The sequence below is a fragment of the Metabacillus sp. Hm71 genome (genome assembly GCF_051842955.2).
GTDB lineage: Bacteria > Bacillota > Bacilli > Bacillales > Bacillaceae > Metabacillus.
The window spans coordinates 5,711,692-5,727,884 of record NZ_CM200278.1 but is presented as its reverse complement, the minus strand read 5'-3'; the positions used below and the strand labels follow the sequence as shown (position 1 = coordinate 5,727,884).

Annotated in this window: 12 protein-coding genes; 11 read left to right on the top strand and 1 reads right to left on the bottom strand. The window is 39.6% G+C overall.

All coding sequences use genetic code 11. The features are described from left to right. Window positions 1–355 precede the first annotated feature (355 nt). The 3 genes from ACSVDH_RS28060 (at window position 356) to ACSVDH_RS28050 (ending at window position 4,064) form a co-directional block, all read left to right on the top strand. The gene (locus ACSVDH_RS28060; protein ID WP_439250826.1) at window positions 356–2,407 is read left to right on the top strand and encodes an OmpL47-type beta-barrel domain-containing protein; all 2,052 of its coding nucleotides are present in this window, start codon (window positions 356–358) and stop codon (window positions 2,405–2,407) included. A gap of 516 nt (window positions 2,408–2,923) precedes the next feature. Next, the gene (locus ACSVDH_RS28055; protein WP_439250825.1) at window positions 2,924–3,820 is read left to right on the top strand and encodes an ROK family protein; all 897 of its coding nucleotides are present in this window, start codon (window positions 2,924–2,926) and stop codon (window positions 3,818–3,820) included. A 4-nt stretch (window positions 3,821–3,824) separates the two neighbouring features. Further along, the gene (locus ACSVDH_RS28050) at window positions 3,825–4,064 is read left to right on the top strand and encodes a hypothetical protein (protein WP_439250934.1); all 240 of its coding nucleotides are present in this window, start codon (window positions 3,825–3,827) and stop codon (window positions 4,062–4,064) included. Here the strand turns inward: ACSVDH_RS28050 and ACSVDH_RS28045 are convergent. Next, a complete protein-coding gene (locus ACSVDH_RS28045; protein ID WP_439250824.1) occupies window positions 3,945–4,232 on the bottom strand; it encodes a TIGR04104 family putative zinc finger protein in 288 nt (95 codons plus the stop codon). The genes ACSVDH_RS28050 and ACSVDH_RS28045 overlap by 120 nt on opposite strands. Window positions 4,233–4,394: 162 nt before the next feature. On the opposite strand from ACSVDH_RS28045, the gene ACSVDH_RS28040 reads away from it, so the two are divergent. The 8 genes from ACSVDH_RS28040 (at window position 4,395) to ACSVDH_RS28005 (ending at window position 15,888) form a co-directional block, all read left to right on the top strand. Next, complete coding sequence (locus ACSVDH_RS28040; protein WP_439250823.1) at window positions 4,395–6,116, top strand: cache domain-containing sensor histidine kinase; 1,722 nt, start codon at window positions 4,395–4,397, stop codon at window positions 6,114–6,116. A 5-nt stretch (window positions 6,117–6,121) separates the two neighbouring features. Then, window positions 6,122–7,690, top strand: coding sequence for a response regulator (locus ACSVDH_RS28035; RefSeq protein WP_439250822.1), 1,569 nt, complete (start codon window positions 6,122–6,124; stop codon window positions 7,688–7,690). Window positions 7,691–8,209: 519 nt separating this feature from the next. Continuing rightward, entirely contained in the window at window positions 8,210–9,505 is a 1,296-nt protein-coding gene (locus ACSVDH_RS28030) for an ABC transporter substrate-binding protein (RefSeq protein WP_439250821.1), read from the top strand. A gap of 118 nt (window positions 9,506–9,623) precedes the next feature. Beyond that, entirely contained in the window at window positions 9,624–10,583 is a 960-nt protein-coding gene (locus ACSVDH_RS28025; RefSeq protein WP_439250820.1) for a carbohydrate ABC transporter permease, read from the top strand. An 18-nt stretch (window positions 10,584–10,601) separates the two neighbouring features. Beyond that, on the top strand, window positions 10,602–11,444 hold the full coding sequence (locus ACSVDH_RS28020) for a carbohydrate ABC transporter permease (protein ID WP_299094039.1): 843 nt from the start codon (window positions 10,602–10,604) through the stop codon (window positions 11,442–11,444). A gap of 369 nt (window positions 11,445–11,813) precedes the next feature. Continuing rightward, entirely contained in the window at window positions 11,814–12,455 is a 642-nt protein-coding gene (locus ACSVDH_RS28015) for a YesL family protein (protein WP_439250819.1), read from the top strand. Window positions 12,456–12,666: 211 nt separating this feature from the next. After that, a complete protein-coding gene (locus tag ACSVDH_RS28010; protein ID WP_439250818.1) occupies window positions 12,667–13,965 on the top strand; it encodes a Gfo/Idh/MocA family protein in 1,299 nt (432 codons plus the stop codon). 327 nt (window positions 13,966–14,292) lie between these two features. Beyond that, entirely contained in the window at window positions 14,293–15,888 is a 1,596-nt protein-coding gene (locus ACSVDH_RS28005; RefSeq protein WP_439250817.1) for a metal ABC transporter solute-binding protein, Zn/Mn family, read from the top strand. Window positions 15,889–16,193 lie beyond the last annotated feature (305 nt).

The window sequence follows — 16,193 nt, the reverse complement described above, 5'->3', positions numbered from 1 at the left end:
ATTCATTCAACGTTTCCGGATTTTCTTCAACGAAAGGGCCATTAAGAATCATGACTGAAAGATAGGTGGTACCTTTATATCTGATGCATTTTTATACGTACGTTAAACCAATTTAACTTAAAAGGGGAGAGTTTATCGCTATTCAACTATTTTTATCAGCTGCGAAACCATGAATTATTTGGTGGTATTAATTGGTAATATAGTCTTAGTAAACATATGTAATTTGAATCTTTTGAAAAAAAATAAAATTTATTATATTTAATTGGGTTTAAATTATAAATAGGGAGGGTGGAGAAGTTTCATTTGATAAGAAGTAACTTCTGAAATTATAAAGTAGAGGAGATGAGACGGTTTTATGATAGTTTGGAAGAAACGTTTTTTTGCGCAAATAACGGTTTTATTGTTGATTTTATCCTTATTATCTCCAGCAGTAACAAGCTTTGCACAAGGGGATATTGCACGACCGACATTACATAGTTTTACAGTATCGGCTAAAGAGGCTACAGTTGGTGATAAAGTAAAGATTTCGGCTGATGTGACAAATGATGTAACAGGGGTTAAAAATGTAAGTCTTTGGTATCATGCAACCGAATCTAGTGGTGGTAAAGAAATTGCTCTCAACTATAACTCTACAACCAGAAAATATGAGGGTACCTTCAACGTTAAAAAGGATGATGCTGAAGGTAAATGGAGAGTAACCTTAATTAATGTAAATGATAATCAAAATCATAATTATAGATTTTATAACAAAGGATATAATCATTATAAGGAAGGAGATAATTACGAATTCCGAGATTTAAACAACTATGATATTAACGTATACGGGATTCCAGACGTTACACCACCGACATTACATAGTGTGACAGTATCGGCTAAAGAGGCTACAGTTGGTGATAAAGTAAAGATTTCGGCTGATGTGACAAATGATGTAACAGGGGTTAAAAATGTAAGAGTTTATTATTCAACTCTATACGAATCTGACTCTGCTAAAAGTATTGACCTCAACTATAACTCTACAACTGGAAAATATGAGGGTACCTTCAACGTTGAAAAGGATGATCGTGACGTCAAATGGCACTTAACTTCCATTTATGTATATGATAATCAAGGTAATGAGTATTCTTTTCAAAGCGATCCAAATTATAAATATGATGAAAGAGATACTAATGAATACCGAGATTTAAGCAACTATAGTATCAAAGTATACGGAACCGGTTTTGACGATACACCACCGACATTACATAGTTTTACAGTATCGCCGAAAGAGGCTACGGTTGGTGATAAAGTTAAGATCTCGGCAGATGTGACAGACCATGAAGCAGGGGTTAGTCGTGTGTTTGTTGAGTATATAAATCCAAACGCTAATCCAAACGCTTATGTTATAGGGATTCCCCTCAACTATAACTCTAAAACCAGAAAATATGAGGGTACCTATAGCGTTGAGAAGGATAAGGGTGAAGGTGAATGGAAAATAGATCGCATTTATTTATATGATAAAAAAGGTAATTACGATTACCGAGAAGTAAGCAAAAGCAATTACCGTATTACTATAGGCTCACCGCCTGTAACAAAAATAGAACGACAATCTTCTTCACCAAAGGGTAATGAATGGTACTCTAGTGATGTCAATGTTTCATTACATGCGACTGATGATCAATCGGGAGTTGCTAAAACATTATATAAACTAAATAATGGTGATTGGAACCAGTATACGAAGGCATTTAAATTACAAAACGAAGGTATTCATACCATTGAATATAAGAGCATCGACAAAGCCGGGAATGAAGAAGAAGTAAAAAGTGAAGCAGTTAAAATCGATAAGACGGCACCTGTTTCAACAGCAAGCGATGTTCCAACAAATAAAACAAATAAAGATGTTTCCATCACACTATCAGCTTCTGATAAACATTCTGGAGTAGCAAAAACAGAATACAGAATAAATGAAGGTGAATGGACGGAATATACTGAACCTATTAACTCCTTTGCTGTTGGTAAGAACCTTGTTGATTATAGAAGCATTGATAACGCAGGTAATGTTGAAGCTTATAAAAGTTTTGAAGTTAACATGGACAAAACAGCTCCTGTCACAACGCCTGATGAAGATGATGACAAGGACAAGGATTCAGGAACGGATAATCAGGATAAGGATTCAGATAACAAGGGATCAGGAACAGACAAGGAATCAGAAATTGACAGTGAAAAGACGGAAAACGATCCTAATTCATCCGATGGGAATAAACAGGTTGATTCGGATAAAAATACCCAACAGCCAGTAAACATGGAAAAAAATGAGCTTCCAGCAACTGCTACATCGGTGCATAATCTTTTACTGCTGGGATTCATGATCCTAGGTTTTGGCGGAGTCGTACTTTATATTGGAAATAAAAAACGAGCAAATCATTTATAATAAGAAAAGTGAAATTTTTAAAAGTATGCGGTAACTGAGAAGTTATTTTTGCAGTAGTTTTACATTTTTCTTCTTGTTCGATTGGGCGTGTTAGTTCAATAAGCATGACAAAAGGATCTTCAATCGGGGCTGTTGACAAAATGGGAAAAGAGCTAAAAACTCTTTTCCCATTTTGTTTTTCACTTATTTTTTCTAGGTCTTTTATAGTTTGCAAGATAAAAGAAAAGTTTCTAATATTTATATAGAGATTGATCATTTCATTTGTAAACGTTTAGATGAATGTTGTGAAGATCAATAAATCTGATTGATTGGATTTAGTTTTAGCCGATTTTCTAGAAAAATATGAAAAGGAACCAGTAGAAATCGATTAACAGTAGCATTTTTACAATTATTTCATGAATCTACCAGTTTTGGGTATAGCTCGCTAAAAAATAAAAAACGCTTTCAATATTTTGTGATCCTGATAAACTAGATGATAGAAATTGGATTTGGGAAGCCCTAAGGAGGAAATAGACCATGTACACAATCGGAATCGACCTAGGCGGCACAAACTTGCGCATCGGCCTTTTTAATGAACAGGGAGAAATTATAGAGGAGCATAGCCGCCCAACGGAGGCGGAAAAGGGGCCGGAGTATGCAATAAACAATATGGCTGAGGTCATCGACAAGCTACAAGCGCAGTACGACATAAAAGCAGTGGGCATCGGCTCTCCAGGACCGCTCAACCCGCATGAAGGGATCATCATTGAACCGCCAAACCTGCCAGGCTGGGTGAATGTCCCGCTAGTCAAAATCCTGGAAGAGAAAACCGGCCTGCCTGTCAAGCTTGAAAACGACGCAAATGCAGCAGCTCTTGCGGAGGCAACGCTTGGTGCTGGAAAGGGAGCAAGCAGCGTCTTCTTCATTACAGTGAGCACCGGCATTGGCGGCGGCTATGTCATCGGTGGGCAGCTTGTCTCAGGTGCCCAGGGCAATTGCGGAGAAATCGGCAATATGATCGTCAATCCGGACCCGAATGCCTACCAGGGCCCAGGCTTAAATAAAGGAGCTTTAGAAGGGCTGGCAAGCGGCACAGCCATTGGCAGAATCGGACAGGAGCGTTTAGGCATCACAAACGGCGCCCAAGGTGTCTTCCAGCTGTCAGAGCAGGGCAACAAGGAAGCTCAGGCTATTTTGGACGAAGCAATCAACTACCTTGCAATCGGCTTGGCGAACATCGTTCATACCGTAAACCCGGAAGTGCTGGTAATCGGCGGAGGTGTCATGAAATCGAAGGACCTTATCCTTAAGCCATTAATTGAAAAAACAAAGCAATATTTGTATCCAAGCTTAAGAAATTCCTTCATCTTAAGACCTGCCTTACTGGATCAAAAAGCAGGGCTCATTGGTGCCGGGCTGCTGCCAAGAGCATAAAAAAATGATGGATCAAGGACAAAAACCCCAAGGGGAAACAGAAGGGATGTTCTTCATCAAGGAACAGTTTTTATTGTTAATAAAAGGCGTGTTTACCAATTACACGCCGTCTTCAATTTCTAATTTACCAAAGTGGTTCTTCTTTATTAGACAGTCTAATCATAAACGGATAAACGGCGAATATGAGCGTAATCATGATGAGCAAGGAGATCAATACTGTTATCCAACTATAATGAACAAATGAATTGATCGGTAAACTGAGTAATGGCAAAAAAGAAAAGATATCTCTTCGTCTCCTTGATGAGGCAGTTTCATATTGTTTTTTACCACAATATGGACAATTGAATTTGAACAATGATTTCACTGTCTGCTTCCATGTCCATTGCTTTCCGCAATTTTGACAATTAGGCATGTAAAACACATCCTTCCGCTCAAAACAATATCCTAATTTTAACATTAAATCCCATAATTATGCACTATTTTATGAAGGAAGGACAATATGAAATGAAAAAAAGGAAAATCATTTTTTTATGTCGAATAGGAAGGAAATTGATGTTAAGTAAGGATTGATAACATGCAGATAAAACCTTTCTACGATAACTTCAAAATCAAGGATCAAATCTTCTCCATTTCGTTATTGCTATTATTAGTCTTCTGCTTGATTGGCATTATCATTTTTAATTTTTTCTCGAATATGTACATAAAGAAAATTTATGAAGAGTCGGCAAACATTATCCAGGTTTCCTCAACGGTGTTAGATAAGGAACTGACGAGGATGGAGAAGTTATCATTACAAATCAGCACCGATAATGTGGTACAGGATTCTTTGGAGAAAATTAATAAGAATCAGTTAAAATACGAAAACTATGTCACCAAATCCAAGCTATTAAATACACTCGTCAATTATGCAACCCAAGAAAAATACATCGCTTTTATTCAGATCATTGATCAGGATGGTGAAAAGTTTACGGCCGGTTTTAATACAAAGGTTGAGAACGATGCTGAAAAGGTCCTGCCTATAGCGGTAGCCGCGCAGGGAGCAAATGTCTTGTCTGCCATGGAAGATGAAAATCGGTTAATGACTGCACGATTGATTAGAAAAAAAGAAAATGTAGAATTAGGCACACTTGGAACGTTAATCATTACCATTGATATGAATAAACTGATTCAAGAAAGCTTAAACTTTCCATCTGATAATCATTTTGTCATTGAAAAAGACGGTGACGTGTTATATATGAGTGATTTCAATAAACTTGATGAGATTCCAAAAGTAGAAAGTGGAAGCGGTTACGATTTCAGACAGATTGATGGGAAGGAATACATGGTCGTCTATCAAACCTCAAAAACGTCGAATTTAACCTATTTTAATATTATTCCGTTTGACAATATAATGGGAGATACGAAAATTATTAAGCTATTAATGGCTTTATGCTTTTTATTTATGCTGGCGCTAACGATTATTCTAAGCAGAAGAGCAGCAGCAACGATTTCCAAGCCTCTTGAGGATTTAACCGAAAAAATGAAGCAGGTGCAAACAGAGGGATTTGAACATTCTGCTTTTAAGGAGGTAGCGTATTCGAATCAAGAAGTCGGACAGCTGCATAGGGATTTTCAAAGCATGATGGATCAAATCAATGAGTTAATAAAAGAAAACTACCAAAAGCAATTAGTCATCAAAGAAACGGAATACAAAGCCTTGCAATCACAAATGAATCCTCACTTTTTATACAATACACTAGATTCCATCAACTGGGCTGCCAGAATCAACAAGCAGCAAAAAATTTCAACAATGACGGAAGCATTGGCCAATATGCTGCGTAACATCATCAGCAAAAAGGAGCCGCTCATTACAATCAAGGATGAATTGCAAATTGTACAGGATTATATTACGATTCAACACTACCGCTATCATGACCGCCTGCATTTTACACTGGAGTGCCCGGCTGAAATTGAACATGTTTACATTCCAAAGCTATCGATACAGCCGATTGTCGAAAACGCTATCCAGCATGTCCTCGAAGAAATTGATTCAGAATGCAAGATTGCCGTTGCGATTTTTACACATGATGACGAAACATTGCAAATCGTGATCGAGGATAATGGCCCTGGGATGGATGATGCAACGATAAAGGCCATTTTTAAAGGAGAAATAAAGCCAAAAGGAACGGGGATTGGTTTACGAAACATAAATGAACGAATGAAGTTAATGTTCGGTGAGGCATATGGTCTTCAACTAGAAAGTGAGAAAGGAAACGGGACAAGGGTAACGATCACAATACCATATAAGACGGGGTGAATGTGATGTATAACGTGTTGTTAGTTGATGATGAACTAAGCATTTTGGAAGGAATTTCATCGCTTGTTGATTGGCAAGGCTGCGGGACAAGATTGATCGGGCAATGCCGCAATGGACAACTTGCCGTTGATTTCATCATGAAGAATCCGCCGGATATTGTGATAACCGATATCAAAATGCCTAATCTTAATGGCGTGGAAATGATTAAAAGGATTTATCCGCTTTTTCCGGCGATCAAATATATTATTCTCTCAGGCTATAACGAATTTGATTTTGCCAAGACCGCGATGCAATACGGGGTGAAGCATTATTTACTGAAGCCGAGCAATGAGGTGAAAATCGAAGAAGCACTCAAGCAGATTATCGAGGAATTGGAGGAACAAAAACAGAAGGATCAATTCGTTGCCGGGATGAAAACAAAGCTGCAAAACGTCTTACCGATAGCAAAAGAGCAATTTTTAAAGGAGTTTATAACAGATAAGAAATACGAGGTTCTCGATTGGGAATATTTTAGTCAGCTCTTTGAAATCAGAACAACAAGTGAGCAGTTTAAATTACTTGTCTTGGAGATTGATGGTGAGCATGACTTTGAAACGATTTTTGCCTTAAAGGAGATTGTCACCGAGAAGCTAAGTCAGCAAATCATTCACCTCTGCACAACGATTGGCGAACGAATCGTCATGCTATGTGAGAACCACTCAGATCAAGAGCTAATCGAGATGATGAAACCTGTCCAAGAGCTTTTCGCAAATGTCTACAGGCTTGACTTCACCACAGCGATCAGTCATGCAGGCAGCATCAGTCAGCTGAGAAAACTGTATCATGAAGCGCTGGATTGTTTGACACAACGGTTTTATTTAGGGCATGGAAGCATCATTTCAGCCAAAGATATGTCTAAGGAAAAGCTGGAGGTTGAGCCTGTACAGCTCTTTGATCACGAGGATCTCATCTTTGCGATAAGAAGCGGAAATCTGGAGGAACTTAATGATTATTTACAGCAATTCTTTGAGAGGCTCCAGAAGGAAAAACTTGAAGTCAATGTCGTGAAATCCCATTGTCTAGAGCTCTTTATGTCAATATTAAGGCAGTCGAAAAAAGAAACAAGAGACAACCTTTTTCAAAAGATCATCTTTTTTCAGGAGTTTCATACATTGGAGCAAATCAAACAGTTTATTGAAACGATCTCCCGTGAAATAGCCCTGCAAAACTATGACCGGGCAAAGGAATCGCAATGTGAAATTATCCAAAATGTCATCAAATATGTCGAAGAAAACTTTGCCGATGAAACGCTGACCCTATCAAAAATCGCCAATGAAGTGTTTTATATGAATCCAGACTATATCGGAAAGCTATTCAAAAAGGAAACGGGCACGAAATTTTCCAGCTATCTCGTCAATCTCCGTGTAGAAAAAGCCATTGAGCTGATCGAAACCCAAGCACATGAAGGAAAAATGCTCGAAATCGCCGAAGCAGTCGGCTTTGGCCAAAACCCAAGGTACTTTGGCAAAGTGTTCAAGAAATATACAGGTTTTACGCCAACTGAATACAAAAATCAGCTGCCGACCCGGATATAATCTGTTTATAGAGAATGCTAGAATCAGGCCTCAAATTGCTAGAATCATTTAAAAAGTTGCATGAAAAATAAGGAAAGTTGCAAAATTATTAATCAAAGTTGCAAGATTCTTAGGAAAGGTTGCAAAATAAATGGGTTCGGGCTCACAAACGGGTACGAGGTCAGCCAAAATGTGGGCTCGGATGTTTCATATTACACGTCAAGTTACAAGATTTAATCCAAAGATTTGAGATTCCGGTCCAAATTTAAGAGATTCAAACTAAAGAAGAGAGATTCCAACCCAAAGTTAAAAGATCCTCCCTTCCAAAACAGCAAGTCCTTTATCCAAGCCCCAAATTAAATGATCATGCCGCACCAAAAGTAACCAAGCTCAACCACCGTGTCTAAAAACACTGTTTTGTACACCTCAATGACTGAAATTTTCATTTTTCAGAAAAGAAAGATATTTTATGATACATATAGAAAGCGTTTTCAAAACAAAACCGGAGCGCTTTTCAAATCAAAGGGGGTAATCACAGGGATGAAAGGGAAGAAGTTGTTACTCGTATTGATGTTGATTCTGAGTTTAGTATTGTCTGCGTGTTCAGACAAACCTTCATCAAGCAGCGGCGGCAAAGAAGAGGATGGGGATAAGATTACGCTGCGCATGACGTGGTGGGGTTCACAAAGCCGGCATGATCAAACATTAGAAATCATTAAGTTATATGAAAAAGAAAATCCGCATATCAAAATTGAGCCGGAGTTTACCGGGTTTGACGGGTATTTTGAAAAGATGGCGGCTCAAGCTTCCGGGAACAACTTGCCTGATATTATGCAGCAAAATTTCGGCGAGTACTTAAATCAGTATGCTGATAAGGGGTTATTAGCTGATTTAACAGAGTTTGTTGAAAATGGAACGATCGATGTTGAAGGGGTCAGTGAAACGATTATGGCATCAGGTACACAAGATGGAAAACTATTGGGAATTCCAACTGGGACAAATGCGCTTGCAGCGATATATGATAAAGCAATGCTAGAAGAGGCTGGGGCACAGCTTCCAAATGAAAACTGGACATGGGAGGATTTCATCGCCATTTCTACAAAGGTTCATGAGGAACTCGACACATATGGCACGAGATTGCTGGAGCCTGGCAATATTTTTGAATATTACTTACGGGAAAAAGGCTTCAAGCTGTTCAATGAGGATGGAACAGACTTAGGCTATGACGATGATCAATTATTGGAAGACTTTTTCACCATGAATAAAGATATGGTCGATAAAGGGGTAGCACCAGGTTATGATGTCATCCAACAAATCAAAGGGGTGGAGGATGAATTAATCGTTCACGGTGACGCAGCTTTTGATATTCGTTGGTCCAACCAAGTAGGTGCGCTTACAAGCGCTGCTGGAAAGCCGCTTGATTTAACCCTGCTTCCTGGTGAAGGAAATGCGCAAGGAATGTATTTAAAACCAGCGATGCTTTGGTCTGTTAGTGAAAGCTCGAAGCATAAGGAGGAAGCAGCCAAGTTTATTAATTTCTTTATCAACAACAGCAAAGTATATGAAATCGGCGGATCGGACCGCGGGGTGCCGATTAAGCAGGAAATGAGAGATGCGATGGAGCCAAACTTGAGTGAAGAAGATAAAAAGGTATTTGATTATATCAATTTGGTTGCCGAAAACAGCACACCAATCGACAGCAATTTCCCGCCGGCATCGGCTGAGGTGCTTCAAAAGTTAGCAGAGATTGATGAGCTTGTGATTTATGGTGAATTATCACCAAAAGAAGGGGCCAAGCAATTTAGAGAGCAAGCAACAGAAATTTTAAACCGATAACGGGAACGTGGCCCTAAGTCCTTTTTAGGGCCACTTTTTTAAAAGCTGAACCATATCGGAGATTGATCTTCAAAATGAATGATCCGAAAAAAAACTGAAGTGAAAGCGAGATGAGACTATGATACCGAAAAAAGCGGAACCTGCTGCTGATCTTCCAAAGAAGCCGGCCCTGCAAGTGATCAAGCGTAAAGGGAAAAAATCGGAATACGAAAATGTAACCGGCTATTTGTTTATTTCGCCTTTCATCATTGGATTGATTGCCTTAACACTGTTTCCAATCCTCTATTCATTGTATCTTTCATTTACGAAATATGACTTGCTTGGGACACCGACATGGATTGGATTTGAAAACTATGAACGGATGTTTACGAATGACAAAATGTTTTGGACTTCGATGAAGACAACCTTTTTCTATGCGGGCATCGCAGTGCCAATCAGACTTGTTTTTGCCCTTTTAGTTGCATTGGCACTAAATAAAATTGTAGAAATGGTTGGCTTGTATCGAACCTTGCTGTATTTGCCGTCTGTTGTTGGCGGCAGCATTGCGATTTCGATTATGTGGCGACAGCTGTTTGGCAATGATGGCGCGATTAATTCGATTTTAGCTTCACTTGGGCTTCCGACCCATTCATGGCTGGGTGACCCGGACACAGCAATTTGGACGTTGATCGTGTTATACGGCTGGCAATTCGGCTCCTCGATGCTGATTTTCTTGGCAGGCCTGCGCAATATTCCAAAAACCTTTTATGAGGCATCAAGTGTTGATGGTGCTCGCCCGATCCAGCAATTTTTCAAAATTACAATTCCGCTTTTGACACCGGTCATCCTTTTTAACACGGTAATGCAGGTCATCCAAGGGTTTATGGCCTTTACGCCAAGCTTCATTGTTACGAATGGCGGTCCAATGAACAGCACGGTGTTATTTGTTCTTTATATGTATCGCAGAGCATTCGAATTCTTTGAAATGGGTTACGGCTCTGCACTGGCATGGGTCATGCTGATCATCATTGCGATCTTTACCGCACTCATTTTTAAGAGCTCCGACCATTGGGTGCATTATGAAGCCGATCAAAAATAAGGAAAGGAGAGGGTGTTTATGACGAAACATAAAAAGCGAAAAAAAATCATCCAGCATACGTTAATGATCATCTTTACATTGTTGATGCTGTATCCGTTAGCTTGGATGGTAGGGAGCTCCTTTAAAGAAAGCTCAGCCGTCTTTGTTGATGCCCATAAGCTGATCCCAGATGTGTTCCAATTTGAAAATTATGTGGAAGGCTGGAATGGCTTTGGCGGTATCACGTTTACAACGTTTTTTAAAAACTCCTTTATCATTGTCTTGATTTCGACGATCGGCAGTGTGCTTTCTTCAACGATCATTGCCTTCGGTTTTGCACGGATTAAATTTGTCGGGAAGAAATTCTGGTTTGTGTTTATGATGCTGACGATGATGCTTCCATATGAGATGGTCATGATTCCGCAATATATTATGTTTAATAAATTTGGCTGGGTCGATACGTATCTTCCGCTGATCCTGCCGACCTTTTTTGGAGCGCCATTTTTCATCTTTTTGATCATGCAATTTATCAGAACGATACCAACTGAGCTTGACCAGGCAGCGAAAATTGACGGCTGCAGTACATTCGGCATCTTTTTCCGAATCATCTGCCCATTGGTTGTACCGGCGATGATGACTGCAGCGATTTTCTCTTTCTACTGGCGTTGGGATGACTTCATGGGACCGCTGCTTTATTTATCAACACCTGAAAAATACCCGGTTTCATTAGCGTTAAAACTATTTTCCGATCCAAACTCTGTGACCAACTGGGGGGCAATGTTTGCAATGTCAACACTAAGCCTCTTACCAGTGTTCATCATTTTCTTTATTTTCCAACGCTATATCGTTGATGGCATCAGCACAAGCGGCTTGAAATCTTGAACAAAACATGGGAACATGTTCAATTAATTTTTTAGCGGAATACCTTGAGCTTGTGGCAATATTCCTGGGTTTTATTGAAGGCTTGATTGCCTATCGGGATCGTGACACTGGGCTTTAGGTGCCATTACCCTGCGCTCTATGTGTTCCGATTGCCCGGGCAATAAATGAAGCGCATATCGCAGGGCGATACAAGGTATACACGATGAAAGGATACCCTAAACTATTAGAGAAAACTGACATATGTATCAGCATATGAGAGATCGATTATGAGCACTACTTTAAAGCGCCCGATATGTGAATATGATCTAACATGGCATCGGCATAAGCTGGGGACAGTCCTCACTAACTAATGAAAAGGAGGAACTCAAAATGGAAATGAGCCGTTTATTAACTGGCATCTATCGTCTTTGTAAATGGATCACCCATTTTGCTTATATCAATCTATTATGGGTCGGCTTTACGCTCTTAGGCGGCATCGTTCTGGGCGTGGTCCCCAGCACGGTTGCCATGTTTGCAATGGCGCGACAAACGGCAATGGGCGAAGAAGATCTCCCTGTTTTTAAAACATTTTGGAGGACGTATAAAACAGAATTTTTCCGGGCGAATGGCTTAGGCTTCATCATAGCGTCGATCGGTCTGATTTGGTATGTTGACCTTCAATTTTTCCGACAGTTTGAAGGCACCTTCTATACGATGATCAATTATGTGATGATGATGCTTGGGTTGGTTTACTTCATTCTTCTGCTTTACATCTTACCGGTCTATGTTCATTATGATTTAAAGCTATTCCAATATATGACACATGCGTTAAAGATTGGCTTTTTGCGCCCGGCAACCGTTGTCTTCATGGCGGTGGGCACACTATGCACCTATTACTTTCTTATCTATTTACCAGGTTTGATTCCGCTATTTGGAATCACTTTGTTCGTGTATTTTAATATGTGGGTCGCATATAAGAGTTTTGAAAGCATTGCGGATGTACGCTCTAATCGAAACAGCTCTTTAGCGTAGATTTTTAATGCAGATGGATGCTTTTAATTGTGTGAAGGACACAACATAAACAACCTGACACGGAAATGTCCTTCATATGCCTTTAAAAAACACTGTTTTGTTTAGTTTAATATCTGAAATTTATATTTTTTAGGATAGAAAGATAGGATATGATTCTAGTAGAAAGCGCTATCAAAATCCGACGTTTCTATTACTAAGGGGGAATTACAGGATGAAAAAATACGCAGTATGCGGGGTAAGCAAGCGGGCAAATGACATGTTTATTAACCCAATGCTTAAAAAATTCGCTAGCACAAGCCGATTAGTCGCGTTACTGGACAAGGATCCAAAGCGATTTGAGGTGTGCAAGGCGGAGTTTCCGCAAATCGACCATGTACCAGAGTATACAGAGGGTGAATTTGAAAAATTAGTGGAAGAAACGAAGCCGGATGTGATCATCGTTACTGGAAGAGATGATACACACGCTGACTATATTATCAAAGCGTTAGAGCATGACCTCGACGTGATTACAGAAAAACCGATGACAACAACGGCAGCCGATTCGAAACGAATTATGGAGGCCGAAGCAAGAAGCAAAGGGCGCGTTACCGTCACTTTTAATTACCGCTACAGTCCTTTCCATACAAAAATAAAAGAGCTGATACTGGAAGGAAAGATCGGCCGTATCACATCTGTCGATTTGAATTGGTATATCGATACGTATCACGGCTCCAGCTATTTTCAACGCTGGAACCGAAATCGGGAGCTATCAGGCGGCCTCTCGATCCACAAAAGCTCCCACCACTTTGATTTAATCAACTGGTGGCTTGACCAAAAGCCTGTTGAAGTCTTCTCTTTTGGAGCACTTAATTACTATGGAAATGAAAGTGAACATAATCCAAGAGAAGAGGACGGCAGACATTGTGTGACATGTGCAGACAAGCAAGATTGCGCCTACTATACGAGATGGAACACAAGAAGCAATACAGCCAATGTACAAGATGATCATATCGATTCCGATGCACGCCGCAAAAATGGCTATACAAATTACCGACCGGATCAATGTATCTTTGACTCGGAAATTGAAATTGAAGATACGTACACAGCAACAGTGAAATATGACAAAGGCGCTTTATTAAGCTATTCGATTAACTTTTCACTGCCATATGAAGGATATCGCCTGGCGATCAATGGAACAAAGGGGCGTATCGAAACAACAGAATACCATGCCCCGTCCCGTGTACCGTTCCCGGTTCCTGAGCAAACCATCGACTACTACCCGCTGTTCGGCGCAAAGGAAACGATACACGTGGTAAAACGAGAAGGCGGCCATGGCGGCGGCGACCCTGTCATCCAAGAGGATATTTTCCTTGGGGAAGACCAGACAAGACCATATCGCATCCTCTCTGGAAGCAAGGATGGAGCTTATGCAGTCGCAACGGGTGAAGCGGTCTGGCGCTCTGTCAAGGAGAAAAGGCCAATCTCAATTGAGTCTTTGCTAATTGGAAAACAACAAGTAACAACTTCATAATTGAATTGGGGACTTTCTCCAATTAGCCTTTTAAAAACGGGAAAAGCTCTCACTAAGTTACATGTGAGGGCTTTTGCTTGGTTAAAGACAAAATTAATACATTCGGTGGAGGAAAAGTTCCATAGCAGCCTTCTAATGGACAAAATCTTTTGTTTCGAAACTTGAAATTTATCGGACGTGTCCTCAATGTCACTAAGCCGGTTTATTGAATCGGCTAGATTTTTAGGATTTAAAAGCAATGATTATAATTTGTAAATCGTAATTATTACAATTTACAAATCGTAATAATTACGATAAAATAATTACCGAATAAAAGGAGGCGTGAAATTGTTTAAAAAAATTGTAGGTGTACTTAGTTTATTTACTGTCATTTCTACGTTAGCTGCGTGTGGAGGAGAAGCAACAAACAGTAGTGAAAGTGAAAAAGAACCACAAGGATCTAAAGAAGAGTTAAAGATATTTACAACGGTTTATCCTCTTCAGTTTTTTGCTGAACAAATCGCAGGGGATCAAGCTTCTGTGGAATCTATTTTGCCACCGGGATCAGACACGCATACTTATGAACCAACCACCAAAGAAATGATAGAAATCGCTGAATCTGATGCTTTTATTTATAATGGAGCAGGTTTAGAATCATATGCAATCCAAATCTCCGAATCTCTTAAATCTGAAGACGTCAAGATACTAGAAGCAGCAAAAGGAATTAACTTGGAAGAGCATGTTCATAACCATGAAGGAGAAGAAGGCAGTCACGAGGACGAACATGCTGGACATAATCATGGGGATCAAGATCCGCACGTTTGGCTGGATCCTATTCGCTCTATTCAGTTGGCGGAGCATATAAAAGATTTATTAGTTGAATTAAAACCTGAGCAAGAAGAAGTGTTTAACCAAAACTTTGAAGAGTTGAAAGGAAAGCTTGAAAACTTAGACCAAGAGTTCCGTGAACAGCTTGAAAATTTACCCGAGAATAAAATTATTGTATCTCATGCTGCTTATGGCTATTGGGAGAAAACTTATGGGATCGAGCAAATTGCTGTGTCTGGCTTGAGCACTACTAACGAGCCTTCACAAAAAGAGGTACAAACAATCATTGAGACTGCTGAAAAGCATGGTTTGAATCATGTATTTTTTGAACAGAATGTAACTCCTAAAGTGGCGGACTTAGTTAGAAAGGAAATCAATGCAGAGGCTTTACGTATACACAATTTATCGGTTTTAACAGAAGAAGATATAAAAAATAATGAGGACTACTTTACACTCATGCAGCATAACTTAGAGGAACTAACAAAAGCTTTATCTGAACCCTCATCAGAGGGATCTTCTGAGACAAAAGAGCAGGGTGAACACGATCACGACCATAGTCATGCACATGATGAAGAAACAGAAAAAATTTATGAAGGGTATTTTGAAGACAGTCAAGTGAAGGATCGATCTCTTTCCGATTGGGATGGAGACTGGCAGTCTGTATACCCATATCTTCAAGATGGTACGCTTGACGAAGTATTTGCTTATAAAGCAGAACATGAAGGTGACATGACAGCTGAAGAATATAAGGAATATTATAATGAAGGTTACCAAACAGATGTTGGGCGTATTATGATACAAGAAGACACTGTAACGTTCTTCAAAAATGGAGAAGAATATTCTGGGGAGTACATCTACGATGGGTACGAAATTCTAACATATGATGCGGGAAATAGAGGGGTAAGATACGTATTTAAACTACAAGAAGAAGCTGAAGGACTTCCTCAATATATTCAGTTTAGTGATCATAGTATCTATCCGACTGAAGCTGGTCACTATCACCTGTATTGGGGTGACGACCGTGAAGCTTTATTGGAAGAAGTTACTAACTGGCCTACTTACTACCCATCAGAAATGGATGGCCATGACATTGCCCATGAAATGATGGAGCATTAAATAAGGAGTAGCAAGGATTATTATTTTGACTATCCAGCGCTCAAAATGAGTGGGCATTCTGGATAATAATTAATGGCACACTCATAACCCCTTTGTCATTTAACAGGCGTACTCATCGAATTTGAGTACGCTTGTTTATTTTATAAGTTAATCCTAAAGCATTTCAGCGAGTAGTTCTTAATGGGATTTAATGTAACGGGGTTCACTCTTAGGGTGTAAATAATAGGAATTTGAATTAAATTGTTAATTGGCAACCGATAGCGATTTGCCCTGGAGTAAGTCATACTCGTAAATCTGAGATAATC

Bases quoted from the DNA above. Each gene is read 5' to 3' on its own strand.
- ACSVDH_RS28060 (WP_439250826.1), top strand. From the start codon at position 356: ATGATAGTTTGGAAGAAACGTTTTTTTGCGCAAATAACGGTTTTATTG.
- ACSVDH_RS28055 (WP_439250825.1), top strand. From the start codon at position 2,924: ATGTACACAATCGGAATCGACCTAGGCGGCACAAACTTGCGCATCGGC.
- ACSVDH_RS28050 (WP_439250934.1), top strand. From the start codon at position 3,825: ATGATGGATCAAGGACAAAAACCCCAAGGGGAAACAGAAGGGATGTTC.
- ACSVDH_RS28045 (WP_439250824.1), bottom strand. From the start codon at position 4,232: ATGCCTAATTGTCAAAATTGCGGAAAGCAATGGACATGGAAGCAGACA.
- ACSVDH_RS28040 (WP_439250823.1), top strand. From the start codon at position 4,395: ATGCAGATAAAACCTTTCTACGATAACTTCAAAATCAAGGATCAAATC.
- ACSVDH_RS28035 (WP_439250822.1), top strand. From the start codon at position 6,122: ATGTATAACGTGTTGTTAGTTGATGATGAACTAAGCATTTTGGAAGGA.
- ACSVDH_RS28030 (WP_439250821.1), top strand. From the start codon at position 8,210: ATGAAAGGGAAGAAGTTGTTACTCGTATTGATGTTGATTCTGAGTTTA.
- ACSVDH_RS28025 (WP_439250820.1), top strand. From the start codon at position 9,624: ATGATACCGAAAAAAGCGGAACCTGCTGCTGATCTTCCAAAGAAGCCG.
- ACSVDH_RS28020 (WP_299094039.1), top strand. From the start codon at position 10,602: ATGACGAAACATAAAAAGCGAAAAAAAATCATCCAGCATACGTTAATG.
- ACSVDH_RS28015 (WP_439250819.1), top strand. From the start codon at position 11,814: ATGGAAATGAGCCGTTTATTAACTGGCATCTATCGTCTTTGTAAATGG.
- ACSVDH_RS28010 (WP_439250818.1), top strand. From the start codon at position 12,667: ATGAAAAAATACGCAGTATGCGGGGTAAGCAAGCGGGCAAATGACATG.